Source organism: Parabacteroides caeci (assembly GCF_023656795.1).
In the GTDB taxonomy this organism is placed as follows: domain Bacteria; phylum Bacteroidota; class Bacteroidia; order Bacteroidales; family Tannerellaceae; genus Parabacteroides; species Parabacteroides segnis.
The window spans coordinates 1-20,239 of the sequence record NZ_JAMOKT010000057.1; the positions used below are offsets into that span (position 1 = coordinate 1).

The window sequence follows — 20,239 nt, forward strand, 5'->3', positions numbered from 1 at the left end:
TGTGGTAGGATACCATTAAAGGTAATGAAAATCAGCCACTTGACCTATTTTATTGTACTAAATTTTATCAATTAACTTATTTGTTCTCAACGGATTAGTTATAAATTTAACGAAGTATTATAATCATAAAAACCTTATCTTTGCCGCATGAAACAGACAGATGAATTCCGGAGATTTGTAAAAGAACATGCAGGCGATGATTTGATACGTCTTTTGCTGAGTGCATTCCGTTATCCTTCAATCGATGTTCCTTTTGCAGCAGAGCAGATTGCATCCCGGCGCCAGATTAGGGAAAAGCTGCCTCTATGGTATGCAAACGACGATTTGTTATTTCCTTCAAAAATATCGGCAGAGCAATGTTCATCTGAACAGACGGCTTCCTATAAACAGCGTTTGGTGAAGGAAGATGAAACCCTGTGCGACCTGACCGGTGGCCTGGGAATTGACAGTTATTACTTTTCCCGGAAAGTCCGCCAAGTAACTTATATAGAACGTTTCCCTGCCTATTGCGAGGCTGCCCGTAATAATTTTTCAGCATTGGGTGTCGATAATATAACGGTTGTGGAAGGGGATAGCACAATGTTAATATCCCAACTGTCCCGAACCGATGTTTTTTATATTGACCCGGCCCGCCGCGGCGAAGGGAATAAACGGGTTTTTGCTTTGCAGGATTGTGAGCCCGACCTGCCGGCCTTGTTGCCGGAACTCTTCCGCCATGCGCCGAAAGTGATTGCAAAGTTATCTCCTATGGCCGATATACGGTTGACATTGGAACTCTTGCCCGGAACTACGGAGGTCCATGTGTTATCGGTAAAGAACGAATGTAAGGAACTGCTTTTTATTGTGGAAAGGGATGTACCCGTAACATCTCCGGCTATTCATTGCATTAATTATACAGGTAATGGGGAGGAAGAATCTTTTATTTTTACTTTGCAGGATGAGAGCCGGGAAGAATTACATCTGTCCGGTCAGATAAAAAACTATCTCTATGAACCTAATTCCTCACTGTTGAAAGCCGGTGCTTTTAAAAGTACCGCTACCCGTTTCGGACTTGAAAAGTTGCATACGAGTAGCCATCTTTATACCTCTGATACAGGAGTAGCTGTTTTTCCGGGCAGGAGTTTTGTCGTAGAAGAGGTATTCCCTTTTACTGGGAAACTCTGCAAAGGAATATCCGGACAAATACCCCGTGCAAATATCACTGTCCGTAATTTCCCTCTATCCGTAGAAGAATTGCGTAAACGCACAAAGATCATGGATGGTGGAGATGTATATCTTTTTGCTACTACTCAGGCCGACAATAGTAAAATTTTGGTAAAATGTAGAAAGTTTTAGTATCATCAGTATTTCAAATCCTTTGTTCTCCGGATTTTATCCCTATATTTGCGGCGATAAATCAAATACATGAAATGATACAAAAAGATTCTTACACTTCTGCGCAGTTGACCGCGATGGTTGTACTGCGATTATTCATTGGCTGGCATTTTGCCTACGAAGGACTGGTGAAGATCCTGAATCCCAAATGGACATCGCTTCCTTACCTGCTCGATTCCAAAGGTTTTATGTCTGACTTTTTCGCCGGATTGGCTAGTGATCCGGCCATGATGAACATGGTTAATGCGCTGAACGAATGGGCGCTGTTGTTAATTGGTCTCGGACTGATTACCGGTGCTTTCAGCAAACTCTCTTCTATCGGAGCGATGATATTGCTTGCATTTTATTACCTTTCCCATCCTTCGTTTATCGGGGCACAATATATGATGCCGTTCGAAGGGTCTTATCTGTGGATAGACAAGAATCTGGTAGAGATGGCGGCTCTGGCTGTACTGCTGGTTTTTCCCACCTCTCATATTATCGGGCTGGACCGCTATCTGAAAAAAGCGATTCCCTTATTGTCTAAACTCAAATTAATGTAATATCATGGCAACAGAAAACAATAATAATACTCCGAAAGAAAATCAGGGGCCTCAGTCTGAAGGACGTCGTAATGCCCTGAAGGCGTTGGCTACCATTCCGGTATTGGGGGCACTGGGTTATGGTGTCTACAAGAAACAGACGTACGACAAAAAGTCGAAAAGTCTGGGTAGTGCCTTTAAGTTTGATAAAGAACATTATATGATTCCTGCCCAGCCGGACGGGAAAAAGATTCGTATCGGAATGATCGGTTTCGGTATCCGCGGCAAGCAGCTGATGCGTGCAGCCGGTTTTGCCGAACCTTCCTGGATCGACGGCCTGATTGAAGGGGCGAAGAACGATAGCAAGGACAAGCGTTATGAGCAGTTCCTGGAGCAGGATGACCTGAATATCGAAGTAACCGGCGTGTGCGATATCTTCGATGTGTATGGTGAAGCGGCTGTTTTGGCGGCATCCAATATTCATCGCGAAGGTTCGAACGGAAAGTTCGGGAAACGGCCGAAACGTTACAGAACATATAAAGAATTGCTGGCGGCCGATGACATCGACGCAGTTATTATCGCTACCCCCGACCATTGGCACAGTACGATGGCGATGGAAGCAGCAAAAGCAGGAAAGCATGTCTATGTGGAAAAACCGTTATCGTGGACAGTACCTGAGACTTATCAGGTGCGCCAGGTGGTTAAGGAAACCGGTATTGTTTTCCAGCTGGGGCATCAGGGACGTCAGACCGACAGTTATATCCGTGCCAAGGAGATCATCGATAAAGGCCTGATCGGCAAAGTATCGCTGATCGAAGTATGTACCAACCGTAACGATCCGAACGGAGCGTGGGTATATCCGCTGATAGACGGCGCTTCTCCCGACACAATCGACTGGAAACAGTTCGAAGGACCGGAAGAACGCATCAAGGAATATACCGACTATATGACATCGAACAACCTGCAACGGTATATCGGTCCTGATCCCCGTGATAAATTCAGCCTGGAACGTTTCTTCCGCTGGCGTTGCTGGTGGGATTACAGTACCGGTTTGAGCGGTGACTTGCTGACACACGAGTATGATGCGATCAATCAGATATTCGGAGTGGGTATTCCTCATTCGGCAACTTCGTCGGGTGGTGTCTATTACTTCAAGGACGGACGTACGGTACCTGACGTCTTGCAGACTACTTTCGAATTCCCCGACCGGGATATGACGATGTTGTACAGTGCTACATTGGCCAGCAACCGTCCGCGTGGAAAGGTCATTATGGGACATGATGCCCAGATGGAATTGTCCAATACGATTACGCTGAAAGCAGACCCGGCTTCTGAAATTTACAAGGAGAAGATGGACAAGGGGATCATCAAACCGAACGAACCGTTCTACACCTATGTACCGGGACAAAATTCGGTGGATGCTATTACGTCACCTACAGAATTATATTTTGCCCAGCGCGGTTTGCTTTACACCTATGTAAGCGGTAAACGTTACGACACGACTCACCTGCATATTCGTGAATGGTTGGAATGTATCCGTCAGAATAAACAGCCGAGCTGTAACATAGATGCCGCATTCCAGGAAGCGATGACTGCCCATATGGGAACACATGCTTATCTGGAAGGACGTACGATGTACTGGGATAAAGAGAAAGAAGAGATTGTGAAAGGATAATCGATACTGATTATATTATGAGGGAGGGGGAATGAAAGTTCCCCCCTTTTTTATGTAAATAGCATAATGATTAACTGCGCCGATATCACCCTGATAAACATGGATAAAGGATAAACCGTAGCATAGGCTACCGATGGTTCGTCGCCTTCGACCGTTGTATTGGCATAGGTCAGGGCCATGGGGTTTGCCATACTGCCGCAGAGCATCCCGACGTTGTGTGCATAGTCGAGTTTGAAGAACTGGGAAGCGATGAAACCGACAATCAGGACAGGGACAATCGTCAGCAGAAAACCTAGTCCGACCCATAAAGCCCCTTCCGCCCGGAATACGGTCTCAAAGAAATGGGCTCCCGAATCAATCCCAAGCCCGGCCAGATAGATGACGATACCTAATTGGCGCAGCATCAGGTTGGCACTCATGGTCGTATAAGTAGTCAGATGGAAACGCGGGCCGAAAGCACCCATCAGGATACCGACAATAATGGGACCGCCGGCAATACCCAATTTGATTGGTGTAGTCATCCCCGGCAACATGATCGGCAGGGACCCCAGCAGAACCCCCAGTGAGATACCGATAAATACCGCCAGCAGGTTCGGATTATCCAGGCGTTTGATTTCGTCTCCCAGAATCCGGCCTACATTATTGACTGCATTTTTCTCGCCTACGATTGTCAACCGGTCGCCGATTTGCAGGTGTAGGGCCGAGTCGGCAACCAGGTCGATACCGGCACGGTTTACACGGGTGATATTGATGCCGTACAGGTTACGTAGTCGGAGCGAACCGAGCTTTACGCCGTTTACCCGGTTGCGGGTAACGACGATGCGGCGGGATATCAGTTGCGAGTCGATTGCATTCCAGTCGATGTCTTCTTTGTTCCAGTCGACGTTTTCCTGTTCTCCGAAAAGCACTTTAATGGTTTCGACATCTGATTTATGGGAAATAATCAGTAGATGGTCGTCTTCATGCAGTACGGTGTCGGAGGTGGGGATACTTACTTTTCCGTTACGCCACACGCGGGAAATCACAAAATGTTTCTCCGTCAGCTTCATGATATCCTTGATACTTTTATCGTAGATAGCAGGGTTGCTGATATGGAATTCGGTAATATTGGGTTTCGTGTTATGTTTTTCTTTGTCATCCGCCAGGTTCTTGTCTCCGAACACTTTTTTCAGCAGGATAATAGCCAGGATAACCCCTACGACTCCCAAAGGATAGGCTACGGCACAAGCCAGTGCCATATCGGTCACTTCCTTGTAATCGGCCGGTTCTACCTGTAATAAAGCCTGTTGTGCGGCCCCCAGAGCCGGTGTGTTGGTGACGGCTCCGCAAAGCAGGCCGACCATATTCGGCAACGAAACATCGGTCGTCCAATGGAAAACAAGAGTCATGAGCAATCCCAGCAGGATGACGCCCAACCCCATCATGTTCATAGCTACCCCGCCTTTTTTTAAAGAGGAGAAGAAACCCGGACCGACCTGTAACCCTAAAGAGTAGACAAACAGAATCAGGCCGAAGCTCTGTGCGAAGTTCAGCATGTCTTTATTAACAACAATCCCGAAATGCCCGGCCAGAATCCCGGCAAAGAATACGAAGGTGATCCCCAGCGATATACCGAATATCTTCTGTCTTCCCAAGAATAATCCCACGGCCGAAACCAGTGAGATAACTATAACAGCCTGCAACATCGTCGGCTCTAAAAAAGCTTCCTGCAACCAATTCATAAGAGAGTTTTTTGTTGAGATTGCAAAGATAGGGGTTTAATTTTGATAATATCATAAGAAATAAAGGGCAATTGGAAAATTGAGAATTGAAAATTAGGCTTCGCGCTCGAATATAGAAAAAATTGAGCTATCTGTTTATTGACTGGTTGTACCTGGCTCCCCTCTTGAGAGGGGGTAGGGGGTGTGTTAAAACCAGTCAATAAAACAAGCCTTGTTACAGGTTTATTTGCCGTCTGCTTCAGCTGACGGATTAGTCAAGGGGTTATCTCATTGGACTTTAGTCCCATTTCTTACAGGTTTCTATCTAGGAGAAATGTGGCTGAAGCCAAAAGAGAGAAACAACTTGTAAACCGTCAGCTGAAGCAAACGGCAAATGAACCTGTAATAGTCAAGTGACTCTGATTATGGTGGTTGTATGGCGGGGATATGACACACCCCCTTCCCCCTCTCAAGAGGGGAGCCAGGTACAACCAGTTGCTATAAAAGATAGCTCAAACCTGGCAATTATTGAAATATTTAAAACAAATAATAACAACAATATCCCTTTGAACTAAAACCTTAAAACAGCCGAACCTCTAATCTCTTTTCCGGGCTGATAATCATATTCTCGACCTGGTAAGATACGGATTGGTTGCTGTTTGCTTTAGGTTGTATGACAAGTATCGTTTCTCCGGCGGGTATCTCGATTGTTTCCGGATAACCGTTTGCATTCTTATCCGTTTTCCGGAGGAGGAAGGGGACATCTGTATGGTTCACGATACTCCGATATGAACGTTCGGGGGTGGAGTGGTGGACCGGTTTCATTTCGACGGAAGCTTCGAAGAACTTTTGCAGTAAATCTTCTTTTCCCATTAGGGTGTCATAGAACCATATCAGGGTACGGCGGTCGAAAAGAGCTTCGCGGATTCCCTCTTCCGTGCGGTCTTTCGACAGGACAAGCGTCATCGGACGGTGGCTGGTGGTGCGGAAATCATACAAGCGTTCGATTACGTCGTGTACATCGGTGTTGCAAAGTAAGGTCAGGTTCTTTTCGTTTACCCAGTTCAGGGCGACCGGATACCATTCAAATTCGTTGAATACCTCGATGCCGTTCAGCCAGCCTTTTTGGTAGAGCGTTTCGTGTACGTCGTGCCATAGGATAGAGTCGACACCCCATCCCGGATGATTCCATTGAATGAAAGCACCCTGGTTGTGGGCTTCTTCGATTGCTTTCATATAATCCTTCTGGTCGAGCGCATTTACATCTTTGACGAACAAGGCGTTCAGATGTCCGGGAGGCATCGAGCGAGTGATTTCGCCCCCTTTTATCAGGATGATTTCCCGGCGGTCCGCTTCTTCTTTTGCCAGGTCGAAGGAATAATTATGATTTCCTTTTTCTACACCGGGACGCGCCGGCTGTCCTTCGATATGGTCGGTGATGGCGATGGCGTCGAGACCTTCTTCCCAGGCTTCCTGTATTCGCAATGTCGGCCATACGATGCCGTCGGAGAAGATTGTATGGATATGGAAATCACATTTCAGCAGGTTATATCCGTCTATTTCGGGTAACCGGATTTCCTTGCGTGCCTTCACTCGCTCTTTTCCGACTTTTATTTGTTTGGGTAGCGCTTCCTGTGCATGGCTACATACGCTTACCGCCATGAATGATAAGGCGATTAATACATTTGTCGTTTTCATATATTCTTGTTTTTAGTATTATTATCTTATGTCTGTTTATCACTTGTTTTATTCCCACCCGAACAACTGCGGAGCCAATGCCGGATTCAGGTCGACCTCGTGTTTCGGGACGGGGCGGTAATAGAATTTGGGTTCCTGGAAGGTGCCCATGTCTTTAATTGTCAGGATATTTCCTTTTGTCCCTTCGGCCAGGTAAACAGTCGCATTTGTGTCGTCGATTGTGCCGGTTTTGTAATATACCAGCTTTTTACCCAGCGAATTGGTTTCCTTATCCGCTTCGGCGGGGATATCCTGTGAGGAAGGAATCAGGTAAATATCTTCTATTCCGTCGCCTGTCAGGTCGAATTTGCCTAAGGAAGGGAAGTAGAGGCCTTCGGGTTCTTTTTCTAGTAATTTGCCGGATTTCCAGCGCATCAGGTCATCGTAGCGGAAACCTTCGAGGGCCAGTTCGACACGACGTTCGCGGCGTATCTCCTGTAAGGTGGAGGAGATGCCAGGGAAGGCTTTCTGCATGACCGGGTCGGCTGCCGGATTCAGTTTCAGGGGAGGGATGCCGGCACGCGAACGGAGGCGGTTGATTGTTTTATCCAAATCGTCCTGGGTTAACTCACCCAGTTCGGCACGGGCTTCGGCATAGGTCAGCAGTACTTCGGCGTAACGCAGTACAGGGTAGTCGATACCCAGGTAATAATCCTCGTCCTTATTATTGATGAAACCTTTGATTTGATGGTAGCCGGAGAAGTTCTTGTTCAGATTCTGCACATAGATGCCGGCTCCCGGGGCATAGGTCATCGTGTTGATTAGCTCCCATCCCGGCCAGGCGAGTGTCTGCCACATGCGCGGGTCGCGGTTCTGAAATTCTTCCACGAACTGTTTGGTTTCATAACCCGGCTGGGCGGAGTAGTAGGAACCGTCTTTCATCAGGTAAGATTGTACCAGGTCTTTGGTCGGGCAAGGAATATAATTACCGAACATGAAAGCCCAGAAGCCATTCCCTTTTATCTTTCTGTCGAAATAAGTGGCCAGAATAATTTCCGGATTGCTACTCAGGTCGGGACTTTCAAACAAGGTGTGGTAATCGTTATCCGTATCGCCGGTCGTATAGATGCTGAAGCCTCCTTCGTTCATGATTTGGAGAGCGGCATCAGCGGCTATTTTCAGATAGGTGTTGGCTGAAGCCTGCAAATTCAGTTCGTCGTGATATTTGCGGTAGGTACCTTCGTACAGCGCATGGCGTGCCATATAGGTGAGGACCACCCATTTATCCACGGCGCCTGTCTCCTGATCGGTCTTCACGTGCTCGGCGGCAAACCGGTAGTCTTCAAATATCTTCTGGATGACAACGTCGCGGGAGTCACGCGGTTTATATAAGTCTTCGTCTGAGGTAGTCAGCGTTTTGTCGTACCAGGGCACGTCGGAGAAACGTTTTACCTTGTCCATATAGAAACGGGCCCGGAAGAAGCGGGCTACTCCCTGGTAATGGGCAAGCACGTCTTCGGCTACGGCAGCCTTTTCACAGTTATCGAGGAAAAGATTGATTGTCCGTAACTTCTCCCAGTCCCATCCGGAACTCACCGTTGTCGAATTGGCATTGGTCGAAATCATGATGTTCTTTACTTCCACGACGTCTGTCGTTGCCTGGTTGTCGGTTCCGGCATCGGCTACGTAATTGTTGAAGTTGGGGAAATCGTACAGGTTGTAACAATACATTTTCAAATCCTGCTCCGTATTGAAGTAACTGTCTACGCCAATCTCCGTCTGCGGATGGCGTTCCATAAAATTGTCGTTGCAGGAAGTCGATGCGAGGCACGTAAGAAGCGTTGCCAGGTAATATAACTCTTTTTTCATTGTTGCTTTTTTTGATGATTAGAATGTGACATTGACGCCGAATGAGTATTGGCGGTTGAACGGATAGACATAACCGTAGTTGGATGCGTCGGTAACGGCTTCGGGGTCGAAGTATTTCTTCAGGGCACTCCATTCGAAGATGTTATCGCCGCTGACAAAGACGCGTACCCGGCTCAGATGTGCCTTTCGGGTCCATTCGGACGGCAGGGTATATCCCAGCGTGATATTCTTGATACGCAGGTAAGCACCGTTCAGCAGATAGTTGGTCTGCGGGATGGCCAGTCCCATCGACTGGTCGATATCGGTGCCCAGGTTCTTGTCGGCGAGCCATGACTGGAGTACCGGATAACGGGCATTCAGATTCTGGTTTGCCAGCCCGGCATTGATATAGGACTGTGAGTGTTTGGCCATATCCACATCGCTGTCGGTTGTCGGACGGTAGAAGTCGAACAGGTGTTCGGGACCGCCGGCATACGGCTGCTGGTAGAATCCCCAATAGAGGTAACTCATCGGGTAATAATCGCGTTTGGCAATCCCCTGGAAGAAGGCCGACAGGTCGAATCCGTTCCATTCGGCATTCAGGTTGAACCCGAAGCGGAAGCGGGGAGAAGAGTTTCCGATGACACTCAGGTCGCCTGGGTCGCTTACAGTGACGCTTCCTTTGGTGATTTTCTTGTCACCGTTCAGGTCCTTATATTTCGGCCATCCGTTGACGATTTCCAGGGCACCCCAGGGGATGATGGACGACTGGTCGAGGTTCTTGATTTCATCTTCACTCTGGAAGAAACCGTCGCTTTGCAATCCCCATATTTCGCCCAGTTCCTGTCCCTTGTAATATTGGGTAAGGCTCCCGTTCGGGTTGTCGAACCGAGTAATCCACGAACGGTTATCCGAGAGCATGAATTTGACACCCCAATTGAATGGTTTGCCGTCCAGCTGGAACTGGTCGCGGTAGCCGACTGTCAGCTCCCAACCGGTTGTTTTCATGTCGGCGGCATTCTCTTTCGGTTCGCTGGCGCCGAGTACGCCCGGAAGTTCTTTGCCCAGCGTAAGCATTCCTTTGGTGTCGCGGCGGTACACATCGACAGTGGCTGTCAGTTTATTATCCAGGAAAGCCAGGTCGAGACCTCCGTTCAGGGTACGGACTTCCTCCCAGGTGTAATCCGGAGAGACCAGCGAAGGAGGGGTTACCACCTGTTGCAATTTGCCGTTGATGATGTAATTACCCAGCTGTGAACTCATGGCCGGGATATAACCGTATTCCCCGACAAGCTGGTTACCCAGCGAACCGTATGAAGCGCGCACCTTCAACTGGCTGACAGTCGAAAGGAATGATTCGAAGAACGGTTCGGCATCCACGCGCCAGGCAGCGGAAGCGGAGGGGAAGAATCCGAAACGTTTTTCCTTGGGGAAACGGGATGTTCCGTCGTAACGCCCGTTCACTTCGAAGATATAACGGTTGTCATACGTATAGTTGGCACGGAAGAAAAGCCCGCGGATGGCCCAGTCGGCATATTGCTCGCTGACGAACTGGTCGCCCGACGACAGTCCGATGGACGGGAGTGAGGTCGAGATGATTCCTTCGCGTTCGGCTTTGTACCAGTTCCAGCGGTTGTATTCCTGGTTGAAACCGAGGATACCGGTCACGTAATGTTTGTCGAAAGCCTTGTTGAAAGTCGCAAACAGTTCCAATACGCTGTAATAATCGTTGGTCGTGCTTTTGTAGGCTTTGCTGTCGCCCAGTTCGCGGATATCGTTCGGTCCGTATCCGATTACATATTTGTTTTTGAACCAGTTGTAATCTTCGTTTCCTTTCATGAAAGTGAAGTTGGCGTTTACCGTCAGCATCTTTTCCCAGAAAGACATCTCGGCGGAGAACGTACTTTGCAGGCGGTTGTATTGGGTCGTCTCTTCGCCTCCGTCTACCAGCTGGGCCATGGCGATACCGGCGGCATTGTTTGCCCAGGTTCCGTCCGGGTTCTTGTCCCAGTCGGTGGGAGCCAGGTCGTAGAAGATGCTCATGTTCGAGTCGCCGTTCCCTTTCTGGCGGATACCGTTGCTGTCGATATACGGTTCGCCGCGGCTGGAAAGATAACTCGGTTTGATACGGTTGGTGGCGACAAACGAAGTATTGTTCGAGAGTGTCAGCCAATCCCATATTTTATAACTGACCTTGGCCCGCATACTGTAGCGGCGGTAGTTGTCATTCTTTACGATACCGGCCAGGATACCGTTCTCATCGTCCACACCGCCGGAAAGGTAGAACTTCGTTTTCTCGGTGGCGCCGGAAACTGATAGCTGGTGTGTATTGCTGAATGTATTCTTATCCAGGAAATAACGTGTCCAGTCGCGGTTTCCCATATATTCCCACTGCGTTTCGTCGAGCGGGTTGAGGCGCACCGGGTCGGTCCCGTCAGGATTGTCGGATCGCTGGCGTGCCCATTCCAGGCGTTCGTCGCTGGCGACGTGGCCGGAACTCCAGGGCGTGTTGAGTACGGCGATGTTTTTCAGTTTCAGGTAGATATAAGGGTCGGAAGTTTTGTTAGGGAGGATAGAAGGGCGTTTCCAGGCAAAGTTGTTATTGTAGCTTACCTGGATGCGGTCGCTGCTACCCTGTTTTGTGGTTATCAGGATGACACCGAAGGCGGCACGCGCACCGTAGATGGCTGCGGAGGAGGCATCTTTCAACACCGAAAGGGTTTCGATGTCTTCCGGGAGCAACCGGTTCAGTTCTTCGGCATCCGAGGCGACACCGTCTATCAGGATCAGCGGGCTGCCACCGTTGATGGAGGCTTCTCCACGAATATTGATTTTGGCGGCCTGTCCCGGTTCACCGCTGGTGAAGTCGATGTTCAGGTTGGGGACCATCCCCTGCAAACCTTTTGAAATGTTCGTGATTGGGCGGGCTTCCAGTTGCTTGGCATTAATCTGGTCTACGGAACCGGAGAGGTTCACCTTGCGTTGCACGCCGTAGCCGACAACGACCACTTCTTCCAGTTTCTCGGAATCGTCTTCCAGCACGACATTGAAAGTCGTTTTGCCGTTGACTACGATGTCCTGTGGTTTGTAACCGATGTAACTAACCGATAATACGGCATCGGTGGGGACTGCCAGACTGAAATTTCCGTCGACGTCGGTAATCGTTCCGTTACCGCTGGCTTTTTCGAGAACGGTCGCTCCGATCAGTGGTTCGCCGGTCGCATCGGTAACGGTACCGTTCACCTGTATCTTTGTTCGAACCTGCTGGGAGATTGTTACCGGAATGTTATTCTTTGCAGTTACGGTAAAAGGGGTAAATAAGCTGCAAGCCAATAATCCGGCCGGGAGTAGGAGTACACGCCCTACACGCGAGTCAGAAGTAAAATTTGTCATAAATTTGTTCCTTTTTGTTGCTGCAAAAGTAGAGTGCCCGGATTACGAACCGGTTACTGCTATTTTTCATTACCAAGACAATTCCATAACTTATCGGTTACAGAACTAAATGCCTGAGAGATAGCTGAATTTGTCTGCCGGGATGCAACCGTTTACCCGGCAGACAGAACGGATTACCTCCCGAGCCACTGGCGTTTTCATCCGATCCTCTTTGTGTTTCACAGCTGTGATACACAAGAAATCCATCTGTGAAACAAACGGAATCCAACTGTGATATGAAAGGAATCCAGTTGTGATATGCAATACCAGCAGTTATTTTTGTGTTTATATAAAGTCACCGCCAGGCTGTATATGTCTGAATTATCCTTTATCTTTGAATCTTCATTTTAACGGAAACAAGATATACAAACTATGTCTTTAAAGATTATACATACTGCCGACTGGCATCTCGGCCAGACTTTCTTCGGTTATGACCGGGAGGAAGAACACGATGCCTTTCTGAACTGGCTGGTGGATACCCTGGCGGAACAGCAGACAGATGTCCTGTTGATTGCCGGTGATGTGTTCGATGTAGCTAACCCGTCCGCTTCGGCGCAACGCCGTTTCTTTCATTTCCTGAAAGAGGCGAACCGGCGCAATCCGCATTTGCAGGTTATTGTCGTTGCCGGCAACCATGATTCGGCTGCGCGGCTGGAATCTCCGATTCCTTTGCTGGAAGAGTTGAATACCTCTATTGTCGGGATTATCCGGCGGACGGAAAGCGGAGAGATTGACTTCGATTCCCTGGTGATACCTTTATATAATAAGGAGAAAAAGCGGGAAGGTTGGTGTCTCGCCGTTCCTTATCTGCGTCAGGGAGATTATCCGGCTCCGGAGGAGGGGCATGATACATATATAGCCGGCATAAACCGCATGTACCGCCAGCTCTATGATTTCGCCGATGCCCGGCGGCAGCTCGGTGAGGCATTGGTCGCCATGGGGCATCTGCATGCTACCGGGGCTGAACTGTCGGACGACGACCGTAGCGAGCGCATCATTATGGGCGGTCTGGAATCCGTCTCTTCCGATACGTTCGATGAAGGGCTGGCTTATACGGCGCTCGGGCATATCCATAAAGCGCAGCGGATAGGAGGCAGGGAGAACCTGCGCTATTCCGGTAGTCCGTTGCCGATGTCTTTTTCGGAAACGAACTACCGTCACCAGGTCGTTGCCGTTACGGTGGAAAATGGATGCTTATTAGATGTCGAACCGCTGCCTGTCCCTTTGTTTGCGGCCTTGCACCGGATTCCGGAGCAGCCTGCATCACCGGAGGAGGTGGTTGAACAGCTTGCCGGACTGCCTGTTGCTAATCAGGAAGAGGGCGACGAACCGGCCCGTTGGCCGTATGTGGAGGTGCGTGTTTTGCTGACGGAGCCCGACCCGGGATTCCGCCACCGCGTAGAAGAGGCGCTGGCTGATAAAGCGGTCCGCCTGACTTCTATCGTCCCGTCTTATCCGAAACGGGAGGAGGCGGATACGGTCCGTCCGTTGTCTTACAACGACCTGCAACGCATCGCCCCGCTGGATATGCTGAAACATGCCTTTACCAGTAAGTATGGCGGCGAGTTGCCGGAAGATATCGAATCATTGTTCAACGATGTAATGCGGGAGGTTTCTTTATGAAGATATTAGCGATACGGGGCCGTAACCTGGCCTCGCTGGAAGGAGATTTTGATGTTGATTTTACAGCCGAACCCTTGTTGTCTGCCGGAATCTTTGCCATTTCGGGACCGACGGGAGCCGGGAAGTCTACGATATTGGATGCCATGTGCCTGGCTTTATTTGCCCGTACGCCGCGTACGGACCAGGCAAAAGAGAATAATGTGAGACTGCGGGATGTGAATGAGGAGGTGCTTCCCCAGAGCGACCCCCGTTTCCTGTTACGAAGAGGAACGGCTTCGGGATATGCGGAAGTCGACTTTCTGGCGTTGAACGGTCACCGTTACCGTTCGCGCTGGTCGGTAGGACGTGCCCGCGACAAGGAAAACGGACGTTTGCAAAGTCCCCGCGTTACCTTATATAATATAGATAAGGAAGAAGAAGAGCAGGGAACCCGTTCGGAATTGCAGGCGCGTACGGTAGAACTGATTGGCCTGACCTTTGAACAGTTTACCCGTTCCGTCCTGCTGGCGCAAAACGATTTCTCCACTTTCCTGAAAGCGGAGCAGGGAGAAAAAGCGTCGCTGCTTGAAAAGCTGACTGGCACGGAACTTTATTCTTCCATCTCCCGCCTGATTTTTGAAAAGAATGCTGTCGCCAAAGAGGCTTACGATAAGGTACAGGCCCGCATCCAGGGAATCGAGTTATTGACGGAAGAAGCGGAACAGGAACTGCAAACCCGGCTGAAAGAGTCGGAAGACGTTTTGTCCGCTCTGGAAAAGGCGAAAGCCGAACAACAGGCTTTGCAGGAGGCCGTTAAATCTACCGGACAGCAGATAGAATCCCGGCAGGTTCAGCAGAAAGAGGCTGCCGCCAAACTGCTCCGGGCTACGGAACTATTGAATACCGCCCGTAAAGAGTACGAACAGGGTATTCAGGATGAACAACGCTCCGAAGCAGACTTCAAAGCCTTGCAGCAGGAGTTGCAGCAAGCCCGTAAACTGGACGTGCGCCTCGATGAGGTAACCCGTTCGGTGAAAGAAACGGAAACCCGCCTGCGGGAAGTACTCCGCCGGCAGAAGGAGGGAGAGGATAAGTTGAAAGCCGCCCGGACCCGACAACAACAAAGCCTGGCCGAGATTACCCACCTGACCGACTGGCGGAAGCGTTATGAACGTAAAGAAAGTATTGCAGAACAGCTTTTCGCTCTGTTGCTGCATTTAGATACTGCTGCCGGTGCCCGTCAGGCAATGGAAAAATCAGGTAAAACGATAGAGACTGTTAAACAGACGGCCGCCCGCCTGATTGTTCAGTTGGAAACCGTTCAGCGCACAGCCGGAAATAAACAGGCTGCTCTCCGGAAGACGGAGGAGGACATCAGTAAGCTCGAACAGGAGTTGAAGCAGCAAGATATAGAGTTCCTTGACAAACAGATAGAATCGGTTCGTGTGGAACGTGAGAACCTGTTGGTTGAGCAGGCTCGGCAAACGGCCAGCGGTGATATTATGGAACTGAGGAAGAAACTACAAGAAGGCAGCCCCTGTCCGGTATGCGGCAGCACGGAGCATCCGGCCGTCACTCATTCGGCTGCCTCTGAAATGCCGAAACTTATTGCTGCGCTTACATTGCAACTTCAGCAGTTAGCCGAACGTAAAACGTCTTATGCCACCGGCGAAAAGCAACTGAACCAGCTTCGCCGGCAACTTCTGCAACTGCATAAGGAACTGACGGAAGCTGAACAATCCCGCACGGATATTCAGGGACGCCAGAAACTGGCTGAGACGCAGATAACCCGTGAAGAAGCGATTCGTGTGGAAAGCCGCGAGACGCTGGAGAAGTCCCTCTCCGCCGCCAACCGCCTTTTCGGGAATGACGAATGGCAAAAAGCCTGGCAACAGGACCCGGACTCTTTCCGGGATACCTTAACCACCTTTGCCCGCCAGTGGCATGAAAATACGGAAAAGCTGCAACAACTGCAACGGGAGCAGAGTGCACTTAAGGCCGAATGCGAATCGTACGCCTCTTTCCTCCCTTCGCTGACTAAAGAAGTAGAAGAGGCTACCCTGCGTCATGACAAGAACCGTTCTGAATTTACCGCGCTCCAGGCCGAACGTTCTAAACTGCTTTCCGGTAAGCCAGCCGACCTGGTTGAACAGGATTACAACCGTCGTAAAGAGGAACTGAAAGAGCGCCTGAAACGCCTGCAAGCCGTTCAGACGGAGCAGTCGGGTGTTGCTGACCAGCTGCGGGGTATCTCCGATCAGATTGCCCGCGACCTGGAAAAAGCGTCGGAAGATTTATTGGTTCGCCAAAAGGCTTTGTCCGACTGGTCAGAATCCTGGAATCGGACTCATGAAGGGGAGGTGCTGGAACTTCTTCTTCCCCGTATTACCCAGGAAAAGAATGAATATGCCTTCCGGCTCCGTACCCAATCCGAGAACAAACGGAAGATAGCCAGTCAGCAGGAAGAACTCGAAGCCTGCCGTAAGCAGAGTGAACGTTGGGCGAAACTGAATGACCTGGCAGGTTCGGCCGATGGTGCCAAGTTCCGCCGTATCGCTCAGGGGTATACGTTGGATGTATTGCTAAGTTATGCAAATGTGCAGTTGCGTGACCTGAGCCGCCGTTACCGGTTGGAACGGGTGCCTGAAACGCTGGCTTTACAGGTTATCGACCGTGATATGTGCGACGAGGTGCGTACGGTGCACAGTTTGTCGGGAGGCGAATCTTTCCTGGTTTCGCTGGCATTGGCGCTCGGATTGTCTTCCCTGTCTTCCAACCGGATGAAGGTAGAAAGCCTTTTCATTGACGAAGGGTTCGGCTCATTGGATGCCGATACCCTCCGGATTGCCATGGATGCTCTGGAAAGCCTCCGTACACAAGGCCGCAAGATCGGAGTAATCTCACATGTACAGGAGATGACGGAACGTATCCCGGTACAGATTCGTGTGAACCGTGCCGGGAACGGAAGAAGCTATTTGGAGGTGATATGATTGACTCTACTCTTCTACAATAACCCTGAACCCTACATTGAACGGGCGTTGCCACGGATAATAAGCCTTGCGGATGGCCGATGTTGAGTACTTCGGGCGTTCACGCCAGGAGCCTCCGCGTACGACTTTCTGTTCCGGTTTGACCTTTTCCGTTTTCTCTTTGAGAGGATAGGGGAGGTAATCGGAACGGGTCCATTCCGCTACGTTTCCGTTCATGTCGTATAATCCCCAGGGATTCGGTTTCATGGAAGCAACATCGGCCGATATCAGATGGTGGTCGTTGACTCCCAACTCTTTCGGCAGGAAGTCCCAGAACTGGCGCATCGGATCGTTGGGACGCATCGGTTTGGGATTTACACCGGTGACGGCCAGGTCGACAGTCGTACTGTCTGCCAGGTTTTCGTAGATGCCGAAGTCTGCTTTACGGTCACCGAACCAGAAGTCACCGGCCGATCCTGCACGGGCGGCCCATTCCCATTGTGTCTCTGTCGGAAGGGCGATACGGCATTGATTTTTCTCTCCCAGCTTTTTACAGAAGTCGTTCGCTTCTTCCCAACTCACACGGATTACCGGCTGTTTCGGTAAATTGGCGGCATAACCGGGAGTCGTATGATCTTTCCAGGTCTGACCGATATACCGGCTATCATGTTCGGGGAACAGGGCGCCGAATTGTTCGTTCGTGATTTCGGTGGTGCTCATCCAGAAACCTTCCTTAACCTGTGTTTTGAAGGCAGGTGAGGCAGACGGATCGTTATTGTCACCCATCGCAAAAGTACCGGCTGGAATCCAGACCATATCCAGTGTGATACCCGGAGCAACAGTTAGCTGATGTGGGGACTTGGAGGCTTCGGCCTGTTTCTTTACGGCCTCTTCCTGGCTGAACGGGAAACCTTTGACTTTAATTGTTTTTGCTTTCTTTCTATCCTTGGTTGTACCTGCGTTGGCTTCGGTTGACGAAGTCGCTCCGGTAGTACCGTCTGTTTCGTTGTTCTCCTTATTTTTTAGCCATGCTGCATAATCCTTAATCTCCTGTTGCCAGTCGACACGTACGCCACTGTACTTCTCTGACAGTTCCATGCGGCGTTCTACCTGGTTTTGGGGAGCTTCCTTTTTCAGGTCCAGCTGGGTGAATGCTCCGAAATAGGGGGCATTCAGGTCGATCCAGGTGTATAAGGTCTGCATGTCTTTTGCCGGTATTTTCACTCCGTGGTGACCTGCTTGCAGGATACGGATCAGTTCGCTGTTGTTCGCATAATATTCGTAAGGGCGAAGCACATAGATATCCGATTCCGGTCCTTGGCGGTACACGTAGGGGTGGAGGTTCAGATAACTCTGGTCGTAATGGCGTTCCAGCTTTGTCAGGACGCCACGTTTATAGGTGACCATCTGGTCTTTCCGGAAATCCGGCTGGGCGATGGTTCCGTTGTGGCAGGATACGCAGTTGCGGTCCAGTACCGGTTGTACTTCCAGGCGGAAGGTGAACGGGCGGACGCCTCCTTCGGGCATTTCCAGTTTATGCGGGAGGATAGTGGAGGCGATTGTGCGTTTAGGCATGGCGATCGTGTTCTGATCTTCATGGCAACCCGTACAGGAGACAATCTCGCCGGGCATACCGGTCAGCCAGCTTCGCATCCATTGGATAGCGGCCCCGTTTTTATCCAGCGGCTGGATAGAGACAGGTGTGTTGGCCGGTATCTTGAACATGACGGAACCGTCTTCTTCGACAGGTACGGTACCGAGAATACGTTTAATATCCCATCCGCTCTGAATACCCTGTGCATCATGGTCGGAAGGGGCGAGGATATAGGCATATTCGTAGGCGAAGATGCGGAGCGATTTGATTGTTCCCCGCGGGACGCCTTGCGTGCCTTCACCTTCATAGATGTCCTGTATAAATACGGTAGCCTCTTTCTCTTCCGGTTTGATTTTCGACGGGATGATAGGAGGTGTTTCCGTTTTTTTCAATGGGATAGGGGCGGTGAGGCCTTCGCCTTCCTGCTCGGTGATCAGGGTAAGATTATCGAATATATCCACCAGATAGATTCCCCAAAGTGCGTCGGGGCCGGGTTTGCAGGCCACCAGGAAATATTTTTCATTCAAAGGATAAGGCTTCATGAACTGTGGCCATACACCTTCCACCAGTTCGTCTTTGATGATCGGGACGATCGGGCGTTTGCTGAAAGGTAATTCCTGGACCATTCCTTTTTCTTCTTTACGGCTTTTGGCCGGATCAAAAATAATCAGCCGGCCTGAACGGGCTGTTCCGTGATGGCCGGAGATGATACCGACAAAACGGCTGTTGTATTTGGAGAGCGGCTTCATGTCGAACGTACTGTTCGGGAAATAGGAACCGCTTCCGTAGAGTGCTTTGTTTTCTGTCCCGTCCGGATTCATGTGCATAACAATGCGGGAGAAATAATGTGTCAGGTCGGTATATTCCCAGCGGGTGTACATCAGGCGGCCATTCGGAATGACGATCGGCGCCCAGTTTCCGTCCTGGTCGAATGTCAGGCGATGGATATTTTTTGTTTCCGGATCGTAGGAAACGAGGTTGGCAACGACATCGTCCCCATGTACGCAAGGGACACCGTTATAACCGATATTACAGGTGGCCACCACTTTGCCGTCCGGCAGGTAGTTGGCGTCGCAAAATTCGAGGTCCGGTTCGTCGGCAACTACTTTTTGATGCAGGCCCGTTCCGTCTGTGTTTATTTCATAGATTTGCCACTGGCGGTTCTCATTAAGGGAGGAGAACAACAGCCGGTCTGCATCCCAATGCAGTTGTATATCTGAGATGGGCACATCCGCTTCCGGCTTATAGATCGTTTTACTTTGAATATCCCCGCGAAGATTTGAAAGCTGGCTGATTTCTGCATTATATCCTTTCCGGCGGCTGGAAAATAAAGAATTATAGTTGGCAATGGAGGTCCCGAGCGACGGTCCCATCGCTTTGCGTGCCTTATTCCCCAGGCGATAACGGGCTATCAGGATTTTGTCTATGTCGAGCAGCGGATTAGCCAGTATGATTTCCCGTTTGAGGGCGAGCAGTTTTTCTGCTTCGACAATGGTCTGCCGGGTGGTGTCTTCAGATAAATGCCGGTTTACCCGGGGAAGTAGCGTTTCCAGTTCTTCCAGCTTTTGATAGAGTCCGGTTGCTTTGTCTCCCAAGGATAATTTTGTATCGTCCAGATAAGCGCGTATAGCTTCCGGGTTTACCCAGTTGACTTGCTCTTGCAGCCTGCTTATTTGTACCTGACGCAACGAATCAGCTTCGACTGAAGCCTTACCCAGAATAGGGAAGGTTAACAGGAAAGAGCATAAATATGCTTTATATTTCATGTTCATGATATGTTAAAGTTATTCTATTTCAATTGTACAAAACAAATGTATGCCTAAATTGTGTACGGGAACATATAAAAT

Annotated in this window: 10 protein-coding genes; 5 read left to right on the forward strand and 5 right to left on the reverse strand. The window is 49.9% G+C overall.

Annotated features, from left to right (window positions below):
• The first annotated feature begins 147 nt into the window (after positions 1-147).
• The 3 genes from NBH15_RS22450 to NBH15_RS22460 all read left to right on the forward strand — a co-directional run bounded on the left by NBH15_RS22450 (position 148) and on the right by NBH15_RS22460 (position 3,570).
• On the forward strand, positions 148-1,335 hold the full coding sequence (locus NBH15_RS22450; RefSeq protein ID WP_250823599.1) for a THUMP-like domain-containing protein: 1,188 nt from the start codon (positions 148-150) through the stop codon (positions 1,333-1,335).
• Positions 1,336-1,409: 74 nt separating this feature from the next.
• Positions 1,410-1,916: a DoxX family membrane protein gene (locus NBH15_RS22455; protein WP_007652543.1), complete on the forward strand. Its 507-nt coding sequence runs from the start codon at positions 1,410-1,412 to the stop codon at positions 1,914-1,916.
• 4 nt (positions 1,917-1,920) lie between these two features.
• Positions 1,921-3,570, forward strand: a complete 1,650-nt coding sequence (locus NBH15_RS22460; protein WP_224264678.1) for a Gfo/Idh/MocA family oxidoreductase — start codon at positions 1,921-1,923, stop codon at positions 3,568-3,570.
• A gap of 50 nt (positions 3,571-3,620) precedes the next feature.
• On the opposite strand, the gene NBH15_RS22465 is transcribed toward NBH15_RS22460, so the two are convergent.
• The 4 genes from NBH15_RS22465 to NBH15_RS22480 form a co-directional block, all read right to left on the reverse strand.
• Positions 3,621-5,291 (reverse strand): putative transporter, encoded by a 1,671-nt coding sequence (locus tag NBH15_RS22465; protein WP_128133680.1) that lies wholly within the window; start codon positions 5,289-5,291, stop codon positions 3,621-3,623.
• A gap of 558 nt (positions 5,292-5,849) precedes the next feature.
• Positions 5,850-6,968: an Sb-PDE family phosphodiesterase gene (locus NBH15_RS22470; RefSeq protein ID WP_250823600.1), complete on the reverse strand. Its 1,119-nt coding sequence runs from the start codon at positions 6,966-6,968 to the stop codon at positions 5,850-5,852.
• 48 nt (positions 6,969-7,016) lie between these two features.
• Complete coding sequence (locus NBH15_RS22475) at positions 7,017-8,816, reverse strand: RagB/SusD family nutrient uptake outer membrane protein (RefSeq protein ID WP_250823601.1); 1,800 nt, start codon at positions 8,814-8,816, stop codon at positions 7,017-7,019.
• Positions 8,817-8,834: 18 nt separating this feature from the next.
• On the reverse strand, positions 8,835-12,188 hold the full coding sequence (locus NBH15_RS22480; RefSeq protein ID WP_250823602.1) for a SusC/RagA family TonB-linked outer membrane protein: 3,354 nt from the start codon (positions 12,186-12,188) through the stop codon (positions 8,835-8,837).
• Positions 12,189-12,599: 411 nt separating this feature from the next.
• On the opposite strand from NBH15_RS22480, the gene NBH15_RS22485 reads away from it, so the two are divergent.
• Together NBH15_RS22485 and NBH15_RS22490 are read left to right on the forward strand one after the other, a co-directional pair.
• Positions 12,600-13,850, forward strand: coding sequence for an exonuclease SbcCD subunit D (locus NBH15_RS22485; RefSeq protein WP_250823603.1), 1,251 nt, complete (start codon positions 12,600-12,602; stop codon positions 13,848-13,850).
• Positions 13,847-16,819: an SbcC/MukB-like Walker B domain-containing protein gene (locus NBH15_RS22490; protein ID WP_250823604.1), complete on the forward strand. Its 2,973-nt coding sequence runs from the start codon at positions 13,847-13,849 to the stop codon at positions 16,817-16,819. Before NBH15_RS22485 ends, NBH15_RS22490 begins: the two co-directional genes overlap by 4 nt.
• Positions 16,820-16,825: 6 nt before the next feature.
• Here NBH15_RS22490 and NBH15_RS22495 read toward each other — a convergent pair whose 3' ends face one another.
• Entirely contained in the window at positions 16,826-20,158 is a 3,333-nt protein-coding gene (locus NBH15_RS22495) for an SUMF1/EgtB/PvdO family nonheme iron enzyme (protein ID WP_481354073.1), read from the reverse strand.
• Between the last annotated feature and the right edge of the window lie 81 nt (positions 20,159-20,239).

What these genes read in the sequence shown, in the direction of transcription:
- NBH15_RS22455 (WP_007652543.1), top strand. Translation starts at nt 1,410, where the DNA reads ATGATACAAAAAGATTCTTACACTTCTGCGCAGTTGACCGCGATGGTT.
- NBH15_RS22450 (WP_250823599.1), top strand. Translation starts at nt 148, where the DNA reads ATGAAACAGACAGATGAATTCCGGAGATTTGTAAAAGAACATGCAGGC.
- NBH15_RS22495 (WP_481354073.1), bottom strand. Translation starts at nt 20,158, where the DNA reads ATGAAATATAAAGCATATTTATGCTCTTTCCTGTTAACCTTCCCTATT.
- NBH15_RS22465 (WP_128133680.1), bottom strand. Translation starts at nt 5,291, where the DNA reads ATGAATTGGTTGCAGGAAGCTTTTTTAGAGCCGACGATGTTGCAGGCT.
- NBH15_RS22475 (WP_250823601.1), bottom strand. Translation starts at nt 8,816, where the DNA reads ATGAAAAAAGAGTTATATTACCTGGCAACGCTTCTTACGTGCCTCGCA.
- NBH15_RS22485 (WP_250823603.1), top strand. Translation starts at nt 12,600, where the DNA reads ATGTCTTTAAAGATTATACATACTGCCGACTGGCATCTCGGCCAGACT.
- NBH15_RS22470 (WP_250823600.1), bottom strand. Translation starts at nt 6,968, where the DNA reads ATGAAAACGACAAATGTATTAATCGCCTTATCATTCATGGCGGTAAGC.
- NBH15_RS22490 (WP_250823604.1), top strand. Translation starts at nt 13,847, where the DNA reads ATGAAGATATTAGCGATACGGGGCCGTAACCTGGCCTCGCTGGAAGGA.
- NBH15_RS22480 (WP_250823602.1), bottom strand. Translation starts at nt 12,188, where the DNA reads ATGACAAATTTTACTTCTGACTCGCGTGTAGGGCGTGTACTCCTACTC.
- NBH15_RS22460 (WP_224264678.1), top strand. Translation starts at nt 1,921, where the DNA reads ATGGCAACAGAAAACAATAATAATACTCCGAAAGAAAATCAGGGGCCT.